This window comes from Pseudomonas sp. P4_C1 (assembly GCF_056402155.1).
On sequence record NZ_JBFUHY010000001.1, the window covers coordinates 76089 to 94186 of the forward strand.

Consider the following 18098-nt stretch of genomic DNA (forward strand, 5'->3'; position numbering starts at 1 on the left):
TTGCCCGCGAAGACGTCAGTACAACCACCGCACATTTGCGGGCTTTACACCTTACGCCAGACACTCGCCAACCAAGGCTGCTGCTCCCGCGGCAGTCCGGCCGGCCGGTAGTAATGCTCCAGCTCGACAAACCCCGCCTCGATCAACAAATGCTGCCAGGCCGCCAGGTCGTGATACGACCCATAACGCGCCCCGTTCCAGCCTTCCTGATTCTCGCCACGGGGATTGGAACTGAATAACACCCCACCCGGTTTCAGCGCTCCCCACAATTGTTTCAACACCCGTGGTAATTCCTGACGCGGGACATGAAACAGCACTGCGTTGGCAAAGATCCCGTCGAAACGCTCGGCCGGCAGATCAAGCTTCAGGAAATCCTGCTGCCACACCTCGCACCCGCTGTCCTCACGGGCCATCTGCGCGAGTTTTTCCGAACCGTCCAGGCCGATCGCCTTGTGGCCCATGCGGGTGAAGGTTTGCAAATCCCGACCAGGCCCGCAGCCAAAATCGAGAATGTCGAAAGGCGCCTCGCCCTGAATGTGCCGCAGCAGGGCATCGATGTTCTGGCTGACGTCGTGATCGCGCGTGCCTTCACGAAAGTCCTCGGCGACCGCGTTGTAATGGCCGAGGGTCGTGGAGGTGATCTGTTCAAGGTCGTCGGGTGTTTGCTTCATGGTCGGCTGCGCAGGCAATTTGGATTCACCGAATATACGCCATGGCGCCGGGGGCTGCTGCGCAGCCCATCGCGAGCAGGCTCGCTCCTACAGGTATCCGCGGTCAACTGTGGGAGCGAGCTTGCTCGCGATGGAGGTGGCACTGACAACAGATGGCTTAGCCCTTTTTCATCCCCAGACATTCAATGGAGTGATCCACCATCGCCTTGGCAATCTCCAGCAAATGCCAGATCGAGTACACCATTGCCCGGTCGGCGCCCTTGAGTTGATCGCCACACTGATACGCCGTGACCGAAGCGCAGCGCAGCAGGTCGGCGACATAGAGCTGGGTGTCTTCAAAGCTCACGTCTTTGCTGACGTTGTAGAAGCGCATTTCATCGGTTGGTGCGGGTTGCTTGCCGGTGAGGTAGAAATCGATTGCACGGTAGAGCGCTGAACGATCTTTGAGAGGGTCTTCAGTGGCAGTTTCGTTGGTGGGATTTTCGGAAGGTGGATCGGGAGCGGATTTCTTCATTGGTAAAACTCCTGAGCATAAATTGGAGCCAACCGATATCGCGACTAAACGAACAGGGGGTGGCGGCTGCACACAGGTTAGTCGACCGGCCGCCAGGCAAAACCGGCGCACCACGAGGGTGCCCTGCGCACAGCCACCATAAAATTCAGGCAATAAAAAACACCTGACAAAAGGTGACGCTGTGCGCCCGACGCGGATCCGGGCGACTAAACCCGATCACTGATAAGCAGTGACGGACCGAGACTAGCCACCGGATTTGGCAGGCGCAAGCGAGCGAAATGATCTAGGAAACGTCCTGCAAAGGAAAGGGAACAGGCCTTCGGAATCGCTGATTTTCCTGTGCGAAATATCGACAGGATCTTCACTTACCGCTTGTTCAACCCCCGCGCCAACCGATCCCCGCCCAACTGAATCACCGCCACCAGCGCCACCAGCAACACAATCACTGTCAACATGATCTGGCTATCAAACCGCTGATACCCATACCGATACGCAATGTCCCCCAACCCCCCTGCACCAATCGCCCCGGCCATGGCCGACGAATTGATCATCGTCACCAAGGTAATCGTGAACCCGCCGACAATCCCCGGCAGTGCTTCCGGCAACAACACATGCCAGACGATGTGCCAGCGCCGGCAGCCCATGGCTTGCGCTGCTTCGATCAAACCGTGGTCGACCTCGCGCAAGCTGACCTCGGCAATGCGCGCAAAGAACGGCGTAGCCGCGATGGTCAGTGGCACCACGGCAGCCCAGACGCCGTAAGTGGTGCCGACGATCAAGCGCGTGAACGGAATCAATGCCACCATCAAAATCAAGAAAGGAACCGAGCGGAACAGGTTCACGAACGCACCCAGTGCACGGTTCAGCGCCGGGGCTTCGTAGATGCCGCCCCTGGAGCTGGTGACCAATATCACGGCCAGCGGAATACCCGCCAACAGTGCGATCAGCGACGACACGCCGACCATCAAAAACGTGTCGATGAAACCCTGCAGCAAGCGATCAAACCACATAGCCCAGTACCTCCACCTGTTGCGCCCAATGGCCGGCGCGTTGACGCAATTGCTCGGCACCGAGAGATGAGCCCGTCACTGCCAACAGCAGTTGCCCAAGCGCATGACCCTGAATCCGTTCCACGCCACCCTGCAGCAATCGCACACGGCCTCCGAGGGCGCTGAACAGTGCCGCCAGGTCCGGTTCGTCGCGTTGGCTGCCGGTGAACTGCAAGCGCAGGACCACGGCGGCGTCCGAAGAATTTGGCTGCGCCTGCAAACGGCTTTGCAGCTCTTCCGGCAATGCGTATTGCAACGGCGCCAGCAGCGTCTTGCTGACCTCATGCTGTGGATTGCCGAAGACTTCCCACACCGGCCCTTGTTCGACGATGCGCCCGTGTTCCAGCACCACGACCCGATCACAGATCTCACGGATCACCGCCATCTCGTGGGTGATCAGCACAATGGTCAGGCCCAGGCGTTGATTGATCTCGCGCAGCAGGCCGAGAATCGATTGCGTGGTCTCCGGATCCAGTGCCGAGGTGGCTTCGTCGCACAGCAGAATTTCCGGGTCATGCACCAGCGCCCGGGCAATGCCTACACGCTGTTTCTGCCCGCCGGACAACTGCGCCGGGTAAGCCTTGTGTTTGGCCTGCAAGCCCACCAGTTCCAGCAGTTCACGGACTTTCTGTTCGCGTTTTTCCTTCGGCACGCCAGCGACTTTCAATGGCAGTTCGACGTTTTGCCAAACGGTCTTGGCCGACATCAAATTGAAGTGCTGGAAGATCATGCCGATGCGCCGGCGTAGCGTCACCAGGCGGTCTTCGTCGAACTCGCCGATGTCCACTTGATCGATCAGCACCCGGCCGCTGCTCGGCTGTTCCAGGCGATTGATGGTGCGGATCAATGACGACTTGCCGGCGCCGCTGCGACCGATGATGCCGAACACTTCGCCACGCTGGATTGCCAGGTCGATGCCGTGCAGGGCGGCCACCGGGCCTTGCTGGCCGTTGTAGGTTTTACCCAGGCCGATGAAGCGGACGTGGGCATGGTTGAGTTCGGGATGCAGCTCAGTGCGCTCGGCGCTTTGCGGCTCTGGAATCTCCAGTCGCCGTTGGATGGCGGCGGTCATGTTCAGCTTTCCCAACCGGCTTGATAGAGCTTGCCGTGAGCTTTATCCAGCGCGGCGCGCACAGCGGGTGAGTGTTGGTAGATGTCGACGAACTTGATCAGGCGCGGGTCGGTTTTGCTCTTGGGCTGGATCACGAACTGAATCACGTACTCCTTGTGATCAAGGCCGTCGAACAGCAGCGCGGAGCCCGCATCGAAGGTTTTCGACAAGCGAATGTAGGCCGGGTAGCCCTGTACCAGATCGGCATCGTCATAGGCGCGTACCAGTTGCACGGCTTCGACCTGGAGAATCTTGATGTGCTTCGGGTTGGCGATGATGTCTTCTTCGGTGGCCTTGTAGCCGACGCCGGGCTTGAGGGTGATCAGACCGGCCTTGGCCAGCAGCTGCAAGCCACGACCACTGTTGATCGGGTCATTGGCGATTGCCACGCTGGCGCCTTGGGGCAGTTCGTCGAAGCTTTTGTATTTCTTCGAGTAGAGGCCGACGTTGTTGATGATGCCCGGCGCGAACGGCACCAGGTCGAAACCCGAGGCGGCCTTGGCGTTTTCCAGGAACGGGATGTGCTGGAAGTAGTTCACGTCGATGTCGCCAGCGGCGAGGCTGACGTTCGGCGCGATCCAGTCGCTGAACTCCACCAGCTCGACTTTCAGGCCTTGTTTGCCGGCTTCTTCGACGGCGGCTTCAAGGGGAATGGCGAATGCAGCGGTGGTGCCGATTTTCAGCGGCGCGTCGGCGGCGAAGGTCACCGAGCTGAACAGGCCGAGGGCCAGGGCCAGTGCTTTGACTGGGTGGGAGAGGTAGTGCTTTTTCATGATGAGTTATCCAGTCAGTGCATTGATTTTTTAGTGTCTGGTCGGGCCTCATCGCGAGCAAGCTCGCTCCCACAGTGGATCTCGGGTGTTCACAAACCCCCTGTGGGAGCGAGCTTGCTCGCGATGCTTTTAGCGTCGGAAAGCCGAGCCGGTGTGCTGCTGAGGCAGATGCGCCTCCCGCTTAAACAGCTTTTCGCGCAAGGTGCCATTGTCATAAGCCGTCTTGTACGAGCCTCGCCGTTGCAACTCGGGAATCACCAGTTCGATGAAATCCTCATAGCTTTCCGGCGTGACGATGCGGGTCAGGTTGAAGCCATCCAGCCCGGTTTCGGCGATCCAGGATTCGAGCTCATCCGCCACTTGCTGCGGTGAGCCGACCACGGTGATGTAGCGACCGCCGAGGGCGTGTTGCTCCAGCAGTTTGCGTCGGGTCCAGTCGTTGTTTTGCAGGTGTTTGGTGGCGGACTGGATCGCGTTGCTCTTCACGTACTGGATCGGCTCGTCGATTTCATATTGGGAAAAATCGATCCCGGTGGACGCCGAAAAGTGCGCCACACCGGCCTCGGCACTGGCGTAGCTCAGGTATTCGGCGTGCTTGGCCCAGGCCAGCTCTTCGGTGGCACCAACGATCACATTCAGGCCCATGAACACCTTGATGTCCTCGGGATTGCGCCCGGCGGAGGCGGCGCTGGCGCGCACCTTGTCCACCTGCTTCTTGGTCGATGCCTTGGTCTGGCCGCTGATGAACACGCACTCGGCATGTCGCCCGGCGAACAGCAAACCACGATCCGAGCTGCCGGCCTGGAACAGCACCGGTGTGCGCTGTGGCGAGGGTTCACAGAGGTGGTAACCCTCGACCTGATAGAACTCGCCCTTGTGCTCGACCTTGTGCACTTTGTCCGGCTGCGCATAGATCCGTTGACGTGGGTCGTTGAGCACCGCTCCGTTTTCCCAACTGCCTTCCAGGAGTTTGTAGAGCACCTCCAGGTACTCGTCGGCCTGGTCGTAGCGACGGTCATGCTCAACCTGTTCGCTCAGGCCCATGGCCTTGGCGGCGCTGTCGAGATAGCCGGTGACGATGTTCCAGCCGACCCGCCCACGGCTCAGGTGATCCAGCGTCGACAGGCGGCGAGCGAACAGATACGGCGCTTCGTAGGTGAGGTTGGCGGTCAGGCCGAAACCGAGGTTTCTCGTCACCGCCGCCATCGCTGAAACCAGCAACAGCGGATCGTTGACCGGCAACTGGATCGACTCTTTCAACGGCACGTCCACCGAGTTCTGGTAGACGTCGTAGACCCCGACGATGTCGGCGATGAACAGTCCGTCGAACAGCCCGCGCTCCAGCAGTTGCGCCAGTTCGGTCCAGTATTCGAGGGTGTTGTACTGGGTCGAGTTATCTCGTGGGTGGGTCCACAGGCCATGGTTGATGTGCCCGATGCAGTTCATGTTGAACGCGTTGAGCAGGATTTTCTTTTTCGCGGCGGTCATCAAATGGTCCCCCGCAGCGGCGGGTTTTCATCGTTGAGGTAGTAATTGCCGACGGCGTGGTACTTCCAGCGCACCGGATCGTGCAGGGTGTGCACCCGGGCGTTGCGCCAGTGGCGGTCGAGGCCGTGTTCGATCAGGGTCGCCTGGCTGCCGGCCAGTTCGAACAGTGTGCTGCCGGCGGCCAGGGAGATTTCGGTGCTGAGGGCACGGGCTTCGGCGACGGCAATCGACGCGGCCGCGACGGTCTCGGCATGCGTGTCGGCCTGGGCCTTGTCGAGGAATTCACCGGCACGTTCCAGCAGTGCCTCGGCAGCGTGCAGGCGAATGCTCAAGTGGCCGAAGCTCTTGAGGGTCAGCGGATCGTCCGTGGCTTTTTCGTGAGTGGCGTCGATCCACGGCCGGGTTTTGGTGCGCACGAAGTGCAGCGCATCTTCATAGGCGGCGCGGGCGATGCCGGTGTCGATGGCGGCGTGGAGAATCTGCGCCAGCGGGCCGACCGGGGTCGGACGCTCGAAGGCACTTTGAAACGGGATTACATCTTCGGCCGCGACGTAGACGTCTTCGAACACTACTGAGCCGCTGCCGGTGGTGCGCTGGCCGAAGCCGCTCCAATCGTCAATTACGGTGAGGCCCTTGCTGTTGTGCGGGACGAGCGCCAGTTGTTGCACGCCGTTTTCATCCACCACCGAGGTGGGAATGCGCTGGGCGTAGATCGCGCCGGTGGCGTAGAACTTGCGACCATTGATGCGATAGCCGCTGGCGTCGCGAGTCAGGCTGGTGACGCGATCGTGTGCGGTTTTGGTGCCGAGTTCGGCCAACGCATTGCCGAAGCGCTGACCGGCCAATACTTCGGCGTACAGGCGTTGCTTCTGCTCGTGGCTGCCGTTCACCCGCAGTACTTCGAGGGCATAGAAATGATTCTGCGGGATCTGCCCCAGGGAACCGTCGGCCCGGGCAATCAAGGCGATGACCTTGGCCAGGGTGACGTTGGAAACACCGGCGCCACCGTATTCCTTCGGCACGCTGATGCCCCACAGGCCCGAGCGGGAAAACACTTCCAGTTCCGGGTGTGGCAAGCGGCGTTCGCGGTCGCGTGTGGCGCTGTCGCGTTTGAAGTCTTCGGCAAGGTCGCTGGCGACGATCAGGGCTTGCTCATCGCTGGTGATGACCGCGATGTGGTGAGAACTTGTCATGTGTTTCTCCAGAGCTCTGGTAAAAAGTGTTCTGGTCGTCAGATCCAGGAATGGCGATTAGGCAGCGTGCCGTTGAGGCGATAGGCACCGATGGCGTGGTACTTCCAGCGCACCGGATCGTGCAGCGTGTGCACCCGGGCGTTGCGCCAGTGGCGGTCGAGGTTGAATTCGGCGAGGGTCGCGCGGCTGCCGGCCAGTTCGAGCAGCTTTTCGCTGGCCAGCAACGAAATCTCGGTGGTCAGCACTTTGGCTTCGGCCACGGCAATCGAGGCGCGAGCGGCGGACTCGGCGGTGAATGGTGCGGCGCTGACGTCATCGAGCACTTGCCCGGCCTTGCGCAGCAGCGCTTCGGCGGCGTGCAATTCGATTTTCAACCTGCCGATATCGGCGATCACGTAAAGGTCATCGCTGGCCCGTTCGACCTTGGCGTCGATCCATGGCCGGGCGCGGGTTTTCACGAAGTCGATGGCGTCGTCGATGGCGCCTCGGGCGATACCGGCGTCGATGGCCGCTTGAATCAGTTGCGAGACGGCACCCTGGATGTTCGGCGTGTCGTTGATCCGCCAGTTATCCACCACCAGTTCGGGATCGACCTGCACGTTGTTAAGCAAAATCGTGCCGCTGGCGGTGGTGCGCTGACCAAAACCGGACCAGTCATCGACGATGCGCAATCCCGGTGTGCCGCGACGGATGAACGCCAGCACTTGCTTGCCGTCATCGTTCAACGCTTTGACCGCGACCCAATGGGCGAACAGTGCACCAGTGGAATAGAACTTCTGGCCATTGAGGATGCCGTCAGCGGTGATGCGCGCCTTCAGTTCCAGGGTGTTTCTGGTGCCGCGTTCAGGCCCGGCATTACCGATGCGCCAGCCCTCGAGGACGCTTTTGAACAGCTGTTTTTTCTGCACTTCGGTGGCGCTGCCGAGCACCAGATTAAGAATGCCGAACTGGTTTTGCGGGATTTGTCCGAGTGCCGGGTCGGCCGCGGAAATGATCGCGAAGACCTCGGCCAGGGTGACAAACGAAACCTGCGGGCCACCGTACTCGCGGGGGATGGAAATGCTGCCCAGGCCGCTGCGGGTGAACAATTCGATTTCCGACCATGGCAACTTGCGCTGCTGGTCGCGTCTGGCCGCTTGCAGGCGGGCGACTTGCGCCAGCTCGTGGGCGGCGCTCAGGGCTTGAGCATCGTTGCGCAAGACTTGCGCGGGCAACAACAATGGGGCGACGTCCACATCACTCTGGACGATTGCATCTGCCAGACTGGACATCAGTGCCACTCCTTGGCTGCACGCAATGCCCTGGCGGTCTGCACTGGGGTGATTGTGTTCCGGACCATACCTACCTCACATCTTATGGAAGCGCCGCTTGTGGCCGCGCATGAAAACAAGAATGTCCGGTGGTCCGGTTTATATACCCTAAACGTGTATAAATATTTTATGAACTAACTTTTAGGAATATGCATAGAAGGGCGTTCTCGGGGTAGAACGCAATCCCTGTGGCGAGGGGGCGGTCCGACAAGCCCCCACGCCACAAAAATATGGTGGGCACAGTCACTGCCGTCACTGTCTGCAGGGTTCAGCGGCCTTGAGGTGCTGTTTCTTCGGGACTTTCAGATAAGGATTGGCGCAACCGATCTTCAGCGTCCGTGCCGGTGCCCAGCGGGAGTTGTTGCCTACCCGGTCCAGGATGCAGTAAGTCACTTCCAGCCGCAGGTCTTCACCGGCTTCGAGGATGATGGCTGCAGGTATCCAGACCTGAATCGGCTGACCCACATCAGCGGACTTGAGCCGTGGCAGGTCCATGCGCACATCGCCCCAGCGCAGGGTGATCTCGTCGTCGACAGCCATGTTCAGGTACGGCTCGATGGTCAACGGCACACCGCGTTTGATCTGATTCGGGTTGACCCCTTGGCGGCGAATTGCCTCGGGAATGCTCACTGGTGCCAGGCACTGGTTTTCATCGCCGCACAGCGCGGAGGGTTGGCCGCCTGGGCAGTCGAGTTTGATCTGCACGTTTCGGCTGGCCGATACCGCCGGACCACGGCCAACTTGCATGACCCGGTAGTGAATGCGGGAGGTACCGTTGGTGACAAAACTTTCAGGCACCCGCAACTGCACCGGTTGGCCGACATCGCTGGCCGTCAGCACGCGGGAGGCCACGTAGCAGTTGTCCCAGAACAGTTCGATCAGGTCGCCTTCGTCCATGGCGGGGTAGGGCGCTACCTCGATCAGCAGGTGAGCCGCGCAAGTGACGTTGATGCCGGTCTTGTTGGATTGCGCCAGGGTCGGGGCTACAAGCCCGGATTTGTTCGAGGTGCTTTTCATAAAGTCTCCTTGAAGTCTTGCAACGATGTCCGTCTCTGGAAAATCAAAAACTAAATATCGAACAGCAAAACCGTTCATTACTTTGAATTGAAATAATGATTGAGCGTGACGAGTGTCGCTGATTGGAGACTAGATAAGAGTTCTTTATAACCAGTGTCAATGAGATTTGTTAGTTGTGGGTGGTGTTTGATGCTATTCAGAAAGTTCCTACGGTGACAAGTAAGTAAACCATGTCGCCGAGTCGACTTTATCCGCTTAAAGCCGCGCTATGTGGTCGTGTTGTGGCAAATGGTCGGTCATTCCATGCGACAGGCGACCGAACGAAATAACGCGATTTAATTATTGCGAAGCTTATATATGTACCGCACGCGCTTACAAAGCAGGCGTATCGCATATATAAGTTTAGTTTGATATTGCTGAGATGATTTTTTCAGAGGGTGTCACTTCCATCCATGGAAGTTTACCGTTGCTGCGCAGGTTTGTTAGTTGTGAGCGTTATTCAAAAACTTGCTCAGGAACTGCTTGGTTCGCTCTTCTTTCGGGTTGGCAAACAACGCCTTTGCTTCGCCTTGCTCGACGATCACGCCCTTGTCGAAAAACACCACACGGTTGGCCACGTCCCGGGCAAAGCCCATTTCGTGTGTAACGATCACCATGGTGCGCTTCTCTTCGGCCAGGCCGCGGATGGTCGCCAATACCTCGCCCACCAGTTCCGGGTCGAGAGCCGAGGTCGGCTCATCGAACAGGATCACTTCCGGTTCCATCGCCAGTGCCCGGGCGATCGCCACGCGCTGTTGCTGGCCACCGGAGAGACGACGCGGGTAAGCGTCTTCCTTGCCCGCCAGACCGACCTTTGCCAACAGTTTTTTACCCAGGGCAACGGCGTCGGCGTGCGGGGTCTTCTTGACCACGATCGGGCCTTCGATGACGTTTTCCAGCGCCGTGCGATGGGGGAACAGGTTGAAGTTCTGGAACACGAAACCTACGTGCTGGCGCAAACGCCGCACCAGGCTCTGCTGCTGGTTCAGGGGACGGCTGGTATCGACTTCGATATCGCCGACCTTGATCCGGCCGCTGGTGGGTTCTTCCAGAAAATTCAGGCAGCGCAGGAAGGTGGTCTTGCCCGAACCACTCGGGCCGATGATCGCGACCACCTCGCCTTCCCTGACCTCAAGATCGATGCCGTTGAGCACGACTTGACCCTTGAACTGCTTTGTCAGTTTTTCCACGACAATCATTGGGTCAGGACTCCTGGTCGTGCCGATTGACCCGCGCTTCCAACTGGTTCTGCAGGTGCGAAAGCACCGTGGCCAGGACCCAGTAGATCAGTGCGGCGGCAAGATACATGGTGAAGATTTCGAAGGTGCGAGCGGTGATCAGCTGCGCCTGACGGAACAGTTCCGGCACCTGGATGGTGGCGGCCAGCGCGGTGTCCTTGACCAGCGAAATGAAGCTGTTGCCCAGCGGCGGCAATGCGGTGCGCATCGCCTGCGGCAGGATGGCCCGGCGCAGGGTCTGCGCGCGGGTCATGCCGATACTGGCAGCCGCCTCCCACTGGCCGCGCTCGATGGAGCTGATCGCGGCACGCAGGATTTCACAGGCGTAGGCGGCCATGTTCAGCGAGAAGCCGATCAGGGCCGCCGGCAGCGGATCGAGTTCCAGACCCAATTGCGGCAAGCCGTAATAGATTACAAACAGTTGCACCAGCAACGGCGTGCCGCGAAAGAACGACACGTACATGCGGGCGATCCAGCTGACCAGTTTGAAGCGCGACAGGCGCATCAGCGCCAGGCCGAACCCCATCACCAGACCGAAGAACATCCCGCCCAGGCTGAGGATCACCGTGTAGTACGCGCCCTTGAGCAGAAAGGGCACGGAGTCCAGTGCGAGTTGGAAAGCTTCTCCCATTATTGAGTGACATCAGCGCTGAAGTATTTTTCCGACAGCTTTTTCAGCGTACCGTCGGCACGCAGCTTATCGATGGCCTTGTTCACCGCGGCCAGCAGTTCAGGCTCGCCTTTGCGCAGGGCAATGCCGGCTTCCTGACGGGAGAACGCATCACCGGCGGCGGTGGTGTCCTTGGCCTTCTTGGCATATTCCAGCGCGGCCAGGCGGTCGATCAGAATGGCGTCGATACGGCCGACACGCAGGTCCTGGAACTTGGTCGGATCATCTTCGTAGGTGCGGATGTCAGCCTTAGGAACATTGGTTTTGACCCACTCTTCGTAGTTGGTGCCCAGGCCTACGCCGACTTTCTTGCCAGACAGGTCGGCGGCGGACTTGATGTTCAGCTCGGCGGCCTTCTTCGTCAGCACCAGTGCCTGAATCCCGGAAACGGTGTAGGGCTCGGAGAAGTCATACTTCTTCTTGCGCTCTTCGGTGATGGTCACCTGATTGATCACTGCGTCCAGACGCTTGGATTCCAGGGCGGCGAGGATGCCTTCCCATTTGGTCGGCTGCAGCTTGACCTTCACGCCCAGCTCTTTGGCCAGGGCTTCGGAGAACTCGACTTCGAAGCCGGCCAGTTTGCCGTCGGCGTCGACGAAACTGAACGGTGGGTAGGTGCCTTCCAGGCCGACGTTGATCACGCCTTTGTCCTTGATTTGTTGCAGTTGCTCACCGGCAACCGCCTGGCCAATCAGGCCGGCGCTCAGTGCCAGGCCCAGCGAGCCCACCAGCAGATTGCGACGTAGTGCGGAAAAATTCATGACAAGCCCCTGTGTTTTCTTATGGAAGACGCTTAAGGAAAGTTGGCAAATTCGGGATTTTGACGACTGCGATATCCTGCCCTAAAGCAGCGTATGCGTCTCGTTACAAATTCGCCTGCGGCGTGACTATAAGATGACGCCGTTAGATAGGAAAATAATAAATATTCTATTTGTTATTCTTTATTTGAATATTAATTCAAATACGTTCCCACGCGAGCGCGGGAACGGTCAGTCAGAGAAAGTCTTTGTAGGCAAACAACGCCGGTGCCCCACCGGTGTGCAGGAAGATAATCGGGCCTTCGTCGAAACGCTGACGCCCGATCCCATCCAGCAAGCCCGCCATGGCCTTGCCAGTGTAGACCGGGTCCAGCAGCAAGCCTTCCTGACCCGCCAGCAGCTTCACCGCCGCCAGTGTCCCGGCGTTCGGTTCGCCATAACGGGGGGCGAAATACTCATCCCACAACTCGACTTTGAAAGCGTCCGGCAGGTTCACACCCAGCAGCTCAGCGGTGCGTTCGGCCAAGCCTTGAACCTTTGGCCGCTGATCTTCATCGCTGCGCGAGACCGTCACGCCGATCACTGGCAGATCCGGCAGTGCTTCACTCAAGGCCAGCGCCAGTCCGCTGTGAGTGCCGGCGCTGCCCGAGGCCAGGACCACGGCGGCGAACTTCAGGCCCGTGTCCTTGATCTGTTCGGCCAGTTCCAGCCCGGCGCGCACGTAGCCCAGAGCACCCAGGGCATTTGAACCACCGATCGGTACCATATAGGGCTTCTTGCCGTTGCTGCGCAGTCGGCCAGCCAGGGCTTGCAGTTGTTCGTCGGCGTTGTCGAGGTTTTCCACCAGTTCGACCTTGGTATCGAACAGGTCGAGCAGCAGCCGATTGCCGTTGCCGGTGTAATTGCTGTCGTCAGTGCCGAGAGGGTTTTCCAGAAGGGCTACGCAGCCCAGACCCAACTTGGCGGCAATGGCGGCCGTCTGGCGTACATGGTTCGATTGCAACGCGCCGGCGGTGATCAAGGTGTCGGCACCCTGGGCCAAGGCATCGGCGGCCAGATACTCGAGTTTGCGCAGCTTGTTGCCGCCCATCGCCAGCGGCGTCAGGTCATCGCGCTTGACGTACACCTCGCGGCCCAACCATGTCGACAGGCGTTCGAGTTTTTCCAGGGCGGTGGGTTGACCGAGCAGGTCGAGGCGGTTAAAGCGGGCGAGCTGTTGTTTGATCATGAGTCCGTACTGGCCGTGGAGGATTTCAGGACTATAGGCACGCCCAAAAGCCTGGGCAACCTTCAATCGCTTATAGCCAATCGATCTGAGCACAGCACTATTGGTTCTTAATTTGCCTCGCGACCCTTGCCGTAAAGTAATCGCCGTCAGTGCGGCCAGACAGTCCGGCCGCCCGTGAGGAGTTTTTACCGTGAGTGAGCGTTCCAGCCATTGGCAATTGCAGACCATCGTCAGCCAGCTGCGCACGGCACGTGAACAGTGGCGTGCTCAAAACGGCCGGGCCAGCGGCGAGCAGGGCGGTCGCGAATTGCCGTCCCGCGCAGCCATGGCGGACATTCTCGAAGCCCTGTGCGGCGCGTTGTTCCCGATGCGCCTGGGGCCGGTGGACTTGCGTGAGGAGAGTGAAGACTTCTACGTCGGTCATACGCTGGATGTGGCGCTGAATGCGCTGTTGGCCCAGGCGCGACTCGAATTGCGCTACGCCGCGCGCCACAGCGCCCAGGCCGATACCGAAGTCGAAGCCAGAACCATCCAGATCATTCAAGACTTCGCCCTCGCCTTGCCTGGGTTGCGCAGCCTGTTGGACACAGACGTACTGGCGGCCTATCACGGTGACCCGGCGGCGCGCAGTGTCGATGAAGTGCTGTTGTGCTACCCGGGGATTCTGGCGGTGATTCACCATCGGCTGGCCCACCATTTGTACCGCGCCGGTTTACCGCTGCTGGCACGGATCAGTGCGGAAATCGCCCACTCGGCAACCGGCATCGACATTCACCCCGGCGCGCAGATCGGCCGCAGTTTCTTTATCGACCACGGTACCGGCGTGGTGATCGGCGAAACCGCGATCATCGGCGAGCGCGTGCGGATTTATCAGGCGGTGACTTTGGGCGCCAAGCGCTTCCCGGCGGACGAAGACGGTCAGTTGCAGAAGGGCCAGCCACGGCATCCGATTGTCGAGGATGACGTGGTGATTTATGCCGGGGCGACGATTCTTGGCCGGATCACCATCGGTCAGGGTTCGACCATCGGCGGCAATGTCTGGCTGACCCGTAGCGTGCCGGCGGGGAGCAACCTGACCCAGGCGAATCTGCAGCATGATGATGGGGCGCAGAAGTAGTCTCCTGAATCTTCGCTGACTGTTCTGGCCTCTTCGCGGGCAAGCCCGCTCCCACAGGGTTTCCTGGTGTTCACAGCTTTTGTGTTCAACCCGGACCCCCTGTGGGAGCGAGCTTGCTCGCGATTGGATTTCAAGCCGAATCGAGCCAGTGGCCCTGATCTAATCCTGCGTCGAACCCTCCCTTGAGCTAGCGTACAACCAGTACCGCCGAGCCCTGCGATTAGTCCTTAGCCCCCTATCCATGTTTAACTTGAACGTTCATTCAAGTTAAACCGGCGGTTCGCTGCCCGCTCACAACAGGAGGCTTGCCTTTGCTGAGTCCGATTTCTACAGCCACGTTTTACCCCTCCGAGGTGCACCGAACATGAGTGCATCGTCCATCCCTCCAAACGGTCTGATCCGCATGAATCCGCCGGTGTTCTGGTTCTCGGCGAGTTTCATCCTGTTGTTTGGTGTCGTTGTCATCGCCATGCCGGAGCAGGCCGGTGCCTGGTTGCTGGCGGCGCAAAACTGGGCGGCCGACACGGTCGGCTGGTATTACCTGCTGGCGATGACCCTGTATCTGGTCTTCGTGGTGGTCACCGCCTTGTCCGGCTATGGCAAGATCAAGCTCGGTGCCGACCACGACGAACCCGAATTCAGTTACCTGTCCTGGGCCGGCATGCTGTTCGCCGCGGGGATCAGCATCACTCTGTTTTTCTTCTGTGTGTCCGAGCCGCTGACCCATATGCTGCAACCGCCCCAAGGTGAGGCTGGTACGGCAGATGCGGCGCGCCAGGCGATGCAGATTCTGTTTCTGCACTGGGGCCTTCACGGCTGGGGTGTGTTCGCCTTTGTCGGCATGGCGCTGGCCTACTTCGCCTACCGGCATAACCTGCCACTGGCCCTGCGTTCGGCGCTGTATCCGCTGATCGGCAAGCGCATCAACGGCCCGATCGGTTACGCGGTGGACGGCTTCGGCATCATCGCCACGGTGTTCGGCCTCGGCGCCGACATGGGCTTCGGCGTGTTGCACCTCAACTCGGGCCTCGACTACCTGTTTGGCATTGCCCACACCCAATGGATTCAGGTCGGCCTGATCACCTTGATGATGGGCGCAGCGATCATCGTTGCCGTATCCGGCGTCGACAAGGGCGTGCGGGTCATGTCCGACATCAACATGCTGCTGGCCTGTGCACTGTTGCTGTTTGTGTTGTTCGCCGGCCCCACGCAGCACTTGCTCAACACGCTGATCCAGAATGTCGGCGACTATCTCGGCGCCTTGCCGATGAAGAGTTTTGATCTGTACGCCTACGGCAAACCCAGCGACTGGCTGGGCGGCTGGACGGTGTTCTACTGGGCCTGGTGGATCGCATGGTCGCCGTTCGTGGGCCTGTTCATCGCACGGATTTCCCGTGGCCGGACCATTCGCGAATTCGTTTTCGGCGTGCTGCTGATCCCGCTCGGCTTCACCCTGGCGTGGATGTCGATTTTCGGTAACAGCGCCATCGATCAAGTGCTCAACCACGGCATGAGCGCGCTCGGCATGTCGGCCATCGACAACCCGTCGATGACGCTCTACTTGCTGCTGGAAACCTACCCGTGGAGCAAAACCGTCATCGCGGTCACGGTGTTCATCAGCTTCGTGTTCTTTGTCACCTCCGCCGACTCCGGCACCGTGGTGCTGTCGACGCTGTCCGCCAAGGGCGGCAATCCCGATGAAGACGGGCCGAAATGGCTGCGGGTGTTCTGGGGCGCGATGACTGCGCTGGTGACCAGTGCATTGCTGTTCTCCGGCAGCATCGATGCGTTGAAGTCGGCGGTGGTCCTGACCTCGCTGCCGTTCTCGTTGATTCTGCTGTTGATGATGTGGGGGCTGCACAAGGCGTTTTATCTGGAGTCGCAGAAGCAGATTGCGCAGATGCATTCACTGGCACCGGTGTCCGGATCACGGCGGGGCGGGTGGCGTCAGCGTTTGAGCCAGGCCGTGCATTTCCCGTCGCGGGACGAGGTCTATCGCTTCCTCGATACGACGGTGCGCCCGGCGATTGAAGAGGTCTCGGCGGTATTCATCGAGAAGGGCCTCAAGGTCATCACGCATCCAGAACCGGTCAACGACAGCGTCAGCCTGGAAATCGGTCACGGTGACGAACATCCATTTATCTACCAGGTGCAAATGCGCGGCTACTTTACGCCGTCGTTTGCCCGGGGTGGCATGGGTTCCAAGGAACTCAACAACCGTCGTTACTACCGCGCCGAAGTGCATTTGAGCGAGGGCAGCCAAAACTACGATCTGGTGGGCTACACCAAGGAACAGATCATCAACGACATCCTTGATCAGTACGAACGGCACATGCAGTTCCTGCATCTGGTGCGTTGATCGCGGGCAGGGCGCCGGGGCTTTTCAGGTCTCGGCGCTCAGCACCATGAACAACACCAGCGCCGCGACCGGAATGCTGAACACTATCGTGCCGATGGCCAGTTCCGTGCTCAACGACTGGCCGGCGTTCACCATGCCGATGGCGCCGTTGATCACCGTCAGCGCCAGCCACAGCACCACGAAACCGTAGGTCAGTGTCTGACGGCTGAAGCCGATTTTCTCGCCGATGAACAGCATCAGGGCGAGCAAGGCCAGGCCGAAGGTGATGATGATCGTGGTGTGCATGGCTTCTTCCATCCTTGCGATAGCTATCGCTTCTTCGTTGCTTTGGCGACTTTGTTCCTGTCGACCCGGATCACGCAAGCCTGTCGCTGTTTTGTTCAATTCTCCGGGCAGATTAATTTTCTGTGAAACGTTTCAGCATTTAGTCGAATCCCAGGTTTTTTGGCGTCCGTGCGGGCGTATGCTGGACGACTGGCGAAGCAGTCGATACCAGATTCAAGACCGACAAGAGAGGATTCGATGACTTACACCGCTGCCGAAAACCGCTACGACTCCATCCCGTACCGCCGCGTGGGCCGCAGCGGACTGGTGCTGCCGGCGCTGTCGTTGGGCCTGTGGCACAACTTCGGCGACAGCACGCCGATCGATACCCAGCGCGCGTTGTTGCGCACGGCGTTCGACCTGGGCATCAACCATTTCGACCTGGCCAACAACTATGGCCCACCGTACGGCAGCGCCGAGATCAACTTCGGCCGTTTGCTGCGCGAAGACTTCAAGCAATACCGTGACGAACTGATCATCTCCAGCAAGGCCGGTTGGGACATGTGGCCGGGGCCTTACGGTCAGGGCGGCGGTTCGCGCAAGTACGTGCTGGCCAGCCTCGACCAGAGCCTGCAACGCCTGGGTGTGGACTACGTCGACATCTTTTACTCCCACCGTTTCGACCCGGATACGCCGCTGGAAGAAACCGCCAGCGCACTCGCTGCAGCGGTGCAACAGGGCAAGGCTTTGTATATCGGCATCTCGTCCTATTCCGGGGTGAAAACCCGTGAAATGGCCCAGTTGCTCAAGGAATGGAAAGTCCCGTTGCTGATCCATCAACCGGCGTACAACCTGCTCAACCGCTGGGTGGAAAAAGACCTGCTGGACACCACTGACGAACTTGGCACTGGCGTGATTGCCTTCACCCCGCTGGCTCAGGGCTTGTTGACCGACAAATACCTCAACGGCGTGCCGGCGGATGCACGGGTCAATCGTCCGGGCGGTGGTTCGTTGCAGGCGTCGCATTTGTCCGAGGCCAACATCGCCCAGGTGCGGGCACTCAATGAAATCGCCAAGCGTCGTGGCCAGAGTCTGGCGCAACTGGCGCTGGCCTGGACCCTGCGCGATCCACGGGTCACGTCGGCATTGATTGGTGCGAGCCGGCCGGAGCAGATCATCGAGAACGTCGGGGCGTTGAAGAATTTGAGCTTCAGTGCAGAGGAACTGGCGGAGATTGACCGATTTGCCCAGGAGGGTGGGATCAATCTTTGGGAGAAGCCTTCTACTGCTGAGTAAGTA

At 59.6% G+C, this 18098-nt stretch carries 17 protein-coding genes; 3 read left to right on the forward strand and 14 right to left on the reverse strand.

What is annotated here, in order from left to right; all coding sequences use genetic code 11:
• Positions 1-44 precede the first annotated feature (44 nt).
• The 13 genes from AC1DU9_RS00330 to AC1DU9_RS00390 all read right to left on the reverse strand — a co-directional run bounded on the left by AC1DU9_RS00330 (position 45) and on the right by AC1DU9_RS00390 (position 13059).
• The gene (locus AC1DU9_RS00330) at positions 45-671 is read right to left on the reverse strand and encodes a class I SAM-dependent methyltransferase (protein ID WP_477809610.1); all 627 of its coding nucleotides are present in this window, start codon (positions 669-671) and stop codon (positions 45-47) included.
• 157 nt (positions 672-828) lie between these two features.
• Complete coding sequence (locus AC1DU9_RS00335) at positions 829-1185, reverse strand: DUF6124 family protein (protein WP_477809611.1); 357 nt, start codon at positions 1183-1185, stop codon at positions 829-831.
• Positions 1186-1550: 365 nt separating this feature from the next.
• On the reverse strand, positions 1551-2195 hold the full coding sequence (locus tag AC1DU9_RS00340) for a methionine ABC transporter permease (RefSeq protein WP_108216106.1): 645 nt from the start codon (positions 2193-2195) through the stop codon (positions 1551-1553).
• Complete coding sequence (locus tag AC1DU9_RS00345; protein WP_477809612.1) at positions 2185-3306, reverse strand: methionine ABC transporter ATP-binding protein; 1122 nt, start codon at positions 3304-3306, stop codon at positions 2185-2187. The genes AC1DU9_RS00340 and AC1DU9_RS00345 overlap by 11 nt, the downstream gene beginning before the upstream one ends.
• A gap of 2 nt (positions 3307-3308) precedes the next feature.
• On the reverse strand, positions 3309-4118 hold the full coding sequence (locus tag AC1DU9_RS00350; protein ID WP_223462707.1) for a MetQ/NlpA family ABC transporter substrate-binding protein: 810 nt from the start codon (positions 4116-4118) through the stop codon (positions 3309-3311).
• 129 nt (positions 4119-4247) lie between these two features.
• Positions 4248-5606 carry an LLM class flavin-dependent oxidoreductase gene (locus AC1DU9_RS00355; RefSeq protein WP_477809613.1) on the reverse strand — a complete coding sequence of 453 codons (1359 nt, stop codon included), beginning with the start codon at positions 5604-5606 and terminating at the stop codon, positions 4248-4250.
• Positions 5606-6799, reverse strand: a complete 1194-nt coding sequence (locus tag AC1DU9_RS00360) for an SfnB family sulfur acquisition oxidoreductase (protein WP_477809614.1) — start codon at positions 6797-6799, stop codon at positions 5606-5608. Before AC1DU9_RS00360 ends, AC1DU9_RS00355 begins: the two co-directional genes overlap by 1 nt.
• A gap of 38 nt (positions 6800-6837) precedes the next feature.
• Entirely contained in the window at positions 6838-8070 is a 1233-nt protein-coding gene (locus tag AC1DU9_RS00365; RefSeq protein WP_223462710.1) for an SfnB family sulfur acquisition oxidoreductase, read from the reverse strand.
• Between the two features lie 291 nt (positions 8071-8361).
• Complete coding sequence (locus tag AC1DU9_RS00370) at positions 8362-9126, reverse strand: hypothetical protein (RefSeq protein ID WP_477809615.1); 765 nt, start codon at positions 9124-9126, stop codon at positions 8362-8364.
• A gap of 482 nt (positions 9127-9608) precedes the next feature.
• On the reverse strand, positions 9609-10364 hold the full coding sequence (gene tcyN, locus AC1DU9_RS00375; protein WP_223462712.1) for an L-cystine ABC transporter ATP-binding protein TcyN: 756 nt from the start codon (positions 10362-10364) through the stop codon (positions 9609-9611).
• Between the two features lie 4 nt (positions 10365-10368).
• Positions 10369-11034: a cystine ABC transporter permease gene (gene tcyL / locus AC1DU9_RS00380; protein ID WP_223462713.1), complete on the reverse strand. Its 666-nt coding sequence runs from the start codon at positions 11032-11034 to the stop codon at positions 10369-10371.
• Positions 11034-11834 (reverse strand): cystine ABC transporter substrate-binding protein, encoded by an 801-nt coding sequence (gene tcyJ / locus AC1DU9_RS00385; RefSeq protein ID WP_223462714.1) that lies wholly within the window; start codon positions 11832-11834, stop codon positions 11034-11036. Before tcyJ ends, tcyL begins: the two co-directional genes overlap by 1 nt.
• Before the next feature lie 232 nt (positions 11835-12066).
• The gene (locus AC1DU9_RS00390) at positions 12067-13059 is read right to left on the reverse strand and encodes a D-cysteine desulfhydrase (protein WP_477809616.1); all 993 of its coding nucleotides are present in this window, start codon (positions 13057-13059) and stop codon (positions 12067-12069) included.
• Positions 13060-13249: 190 nt separating this feature from the next.
• Here AC1DU9_RS00390 and epsC point away from each other — a divergent pair, with 190 nt between their 5' ends.
• Together epsC and betT are read left to right on the forward strand one after the other, a co-directional pair.
• Positions 13250-14176, forward strand: a complete 927-nt coding sequence (gene epsC, locus AC1DU9_RS00395) for a serine O-acetyltransferase EpsC (protein WP_223462716.1) — start codon at positions 13250-13252, stop codon at positions 14174-14176.
• A gap of 403 nt (positions 14177-14579) precedes the next feature.
• A complete protein-coding gene (betT, locus tag AC1DU9_RS00400; protein ID WP_477809655.1) occupies positions 14580-16535 on the forward strand; it encodes a choline transporter BetT in 1956 nt (651 codons plus the stop codon).
• A gap of 24 nt (positions 16536-16559) precedes the next feature.
• On the opposite strand, the gene AC1DU9_RS00405 is transcribed toward betT, so the two are convergent.
• On the reverse strand, positions 16560-16820 hold the full coding sequence (locus AC1DU9_RS00405) for a hypothetical protein (RefSeq protein ID WP_477809617.1): 261 nt from the start codon (positions 16818-16820) through the stop codon (positions 16560-16562).
• A 237-nt stretch (positions 16821-17057) separates the two neighbouring features.
• On the opposite strand from AC1DU9_RS00405, the gene mgrA reads away from it, so the two are divergent.
• Positions 17058-18095, forward strand: coding sequence for an L-glyceraldehyde 3-phosphate reductase (gene mgrA, locus AC1DU9_RS00410; protein WP_223462718.1), 1038 nt, complete (start codon positions 17058-17060; stop codon positions 18093-18095).
• Positions 18096-18098 lie beyond the last annotated feature (3 nt).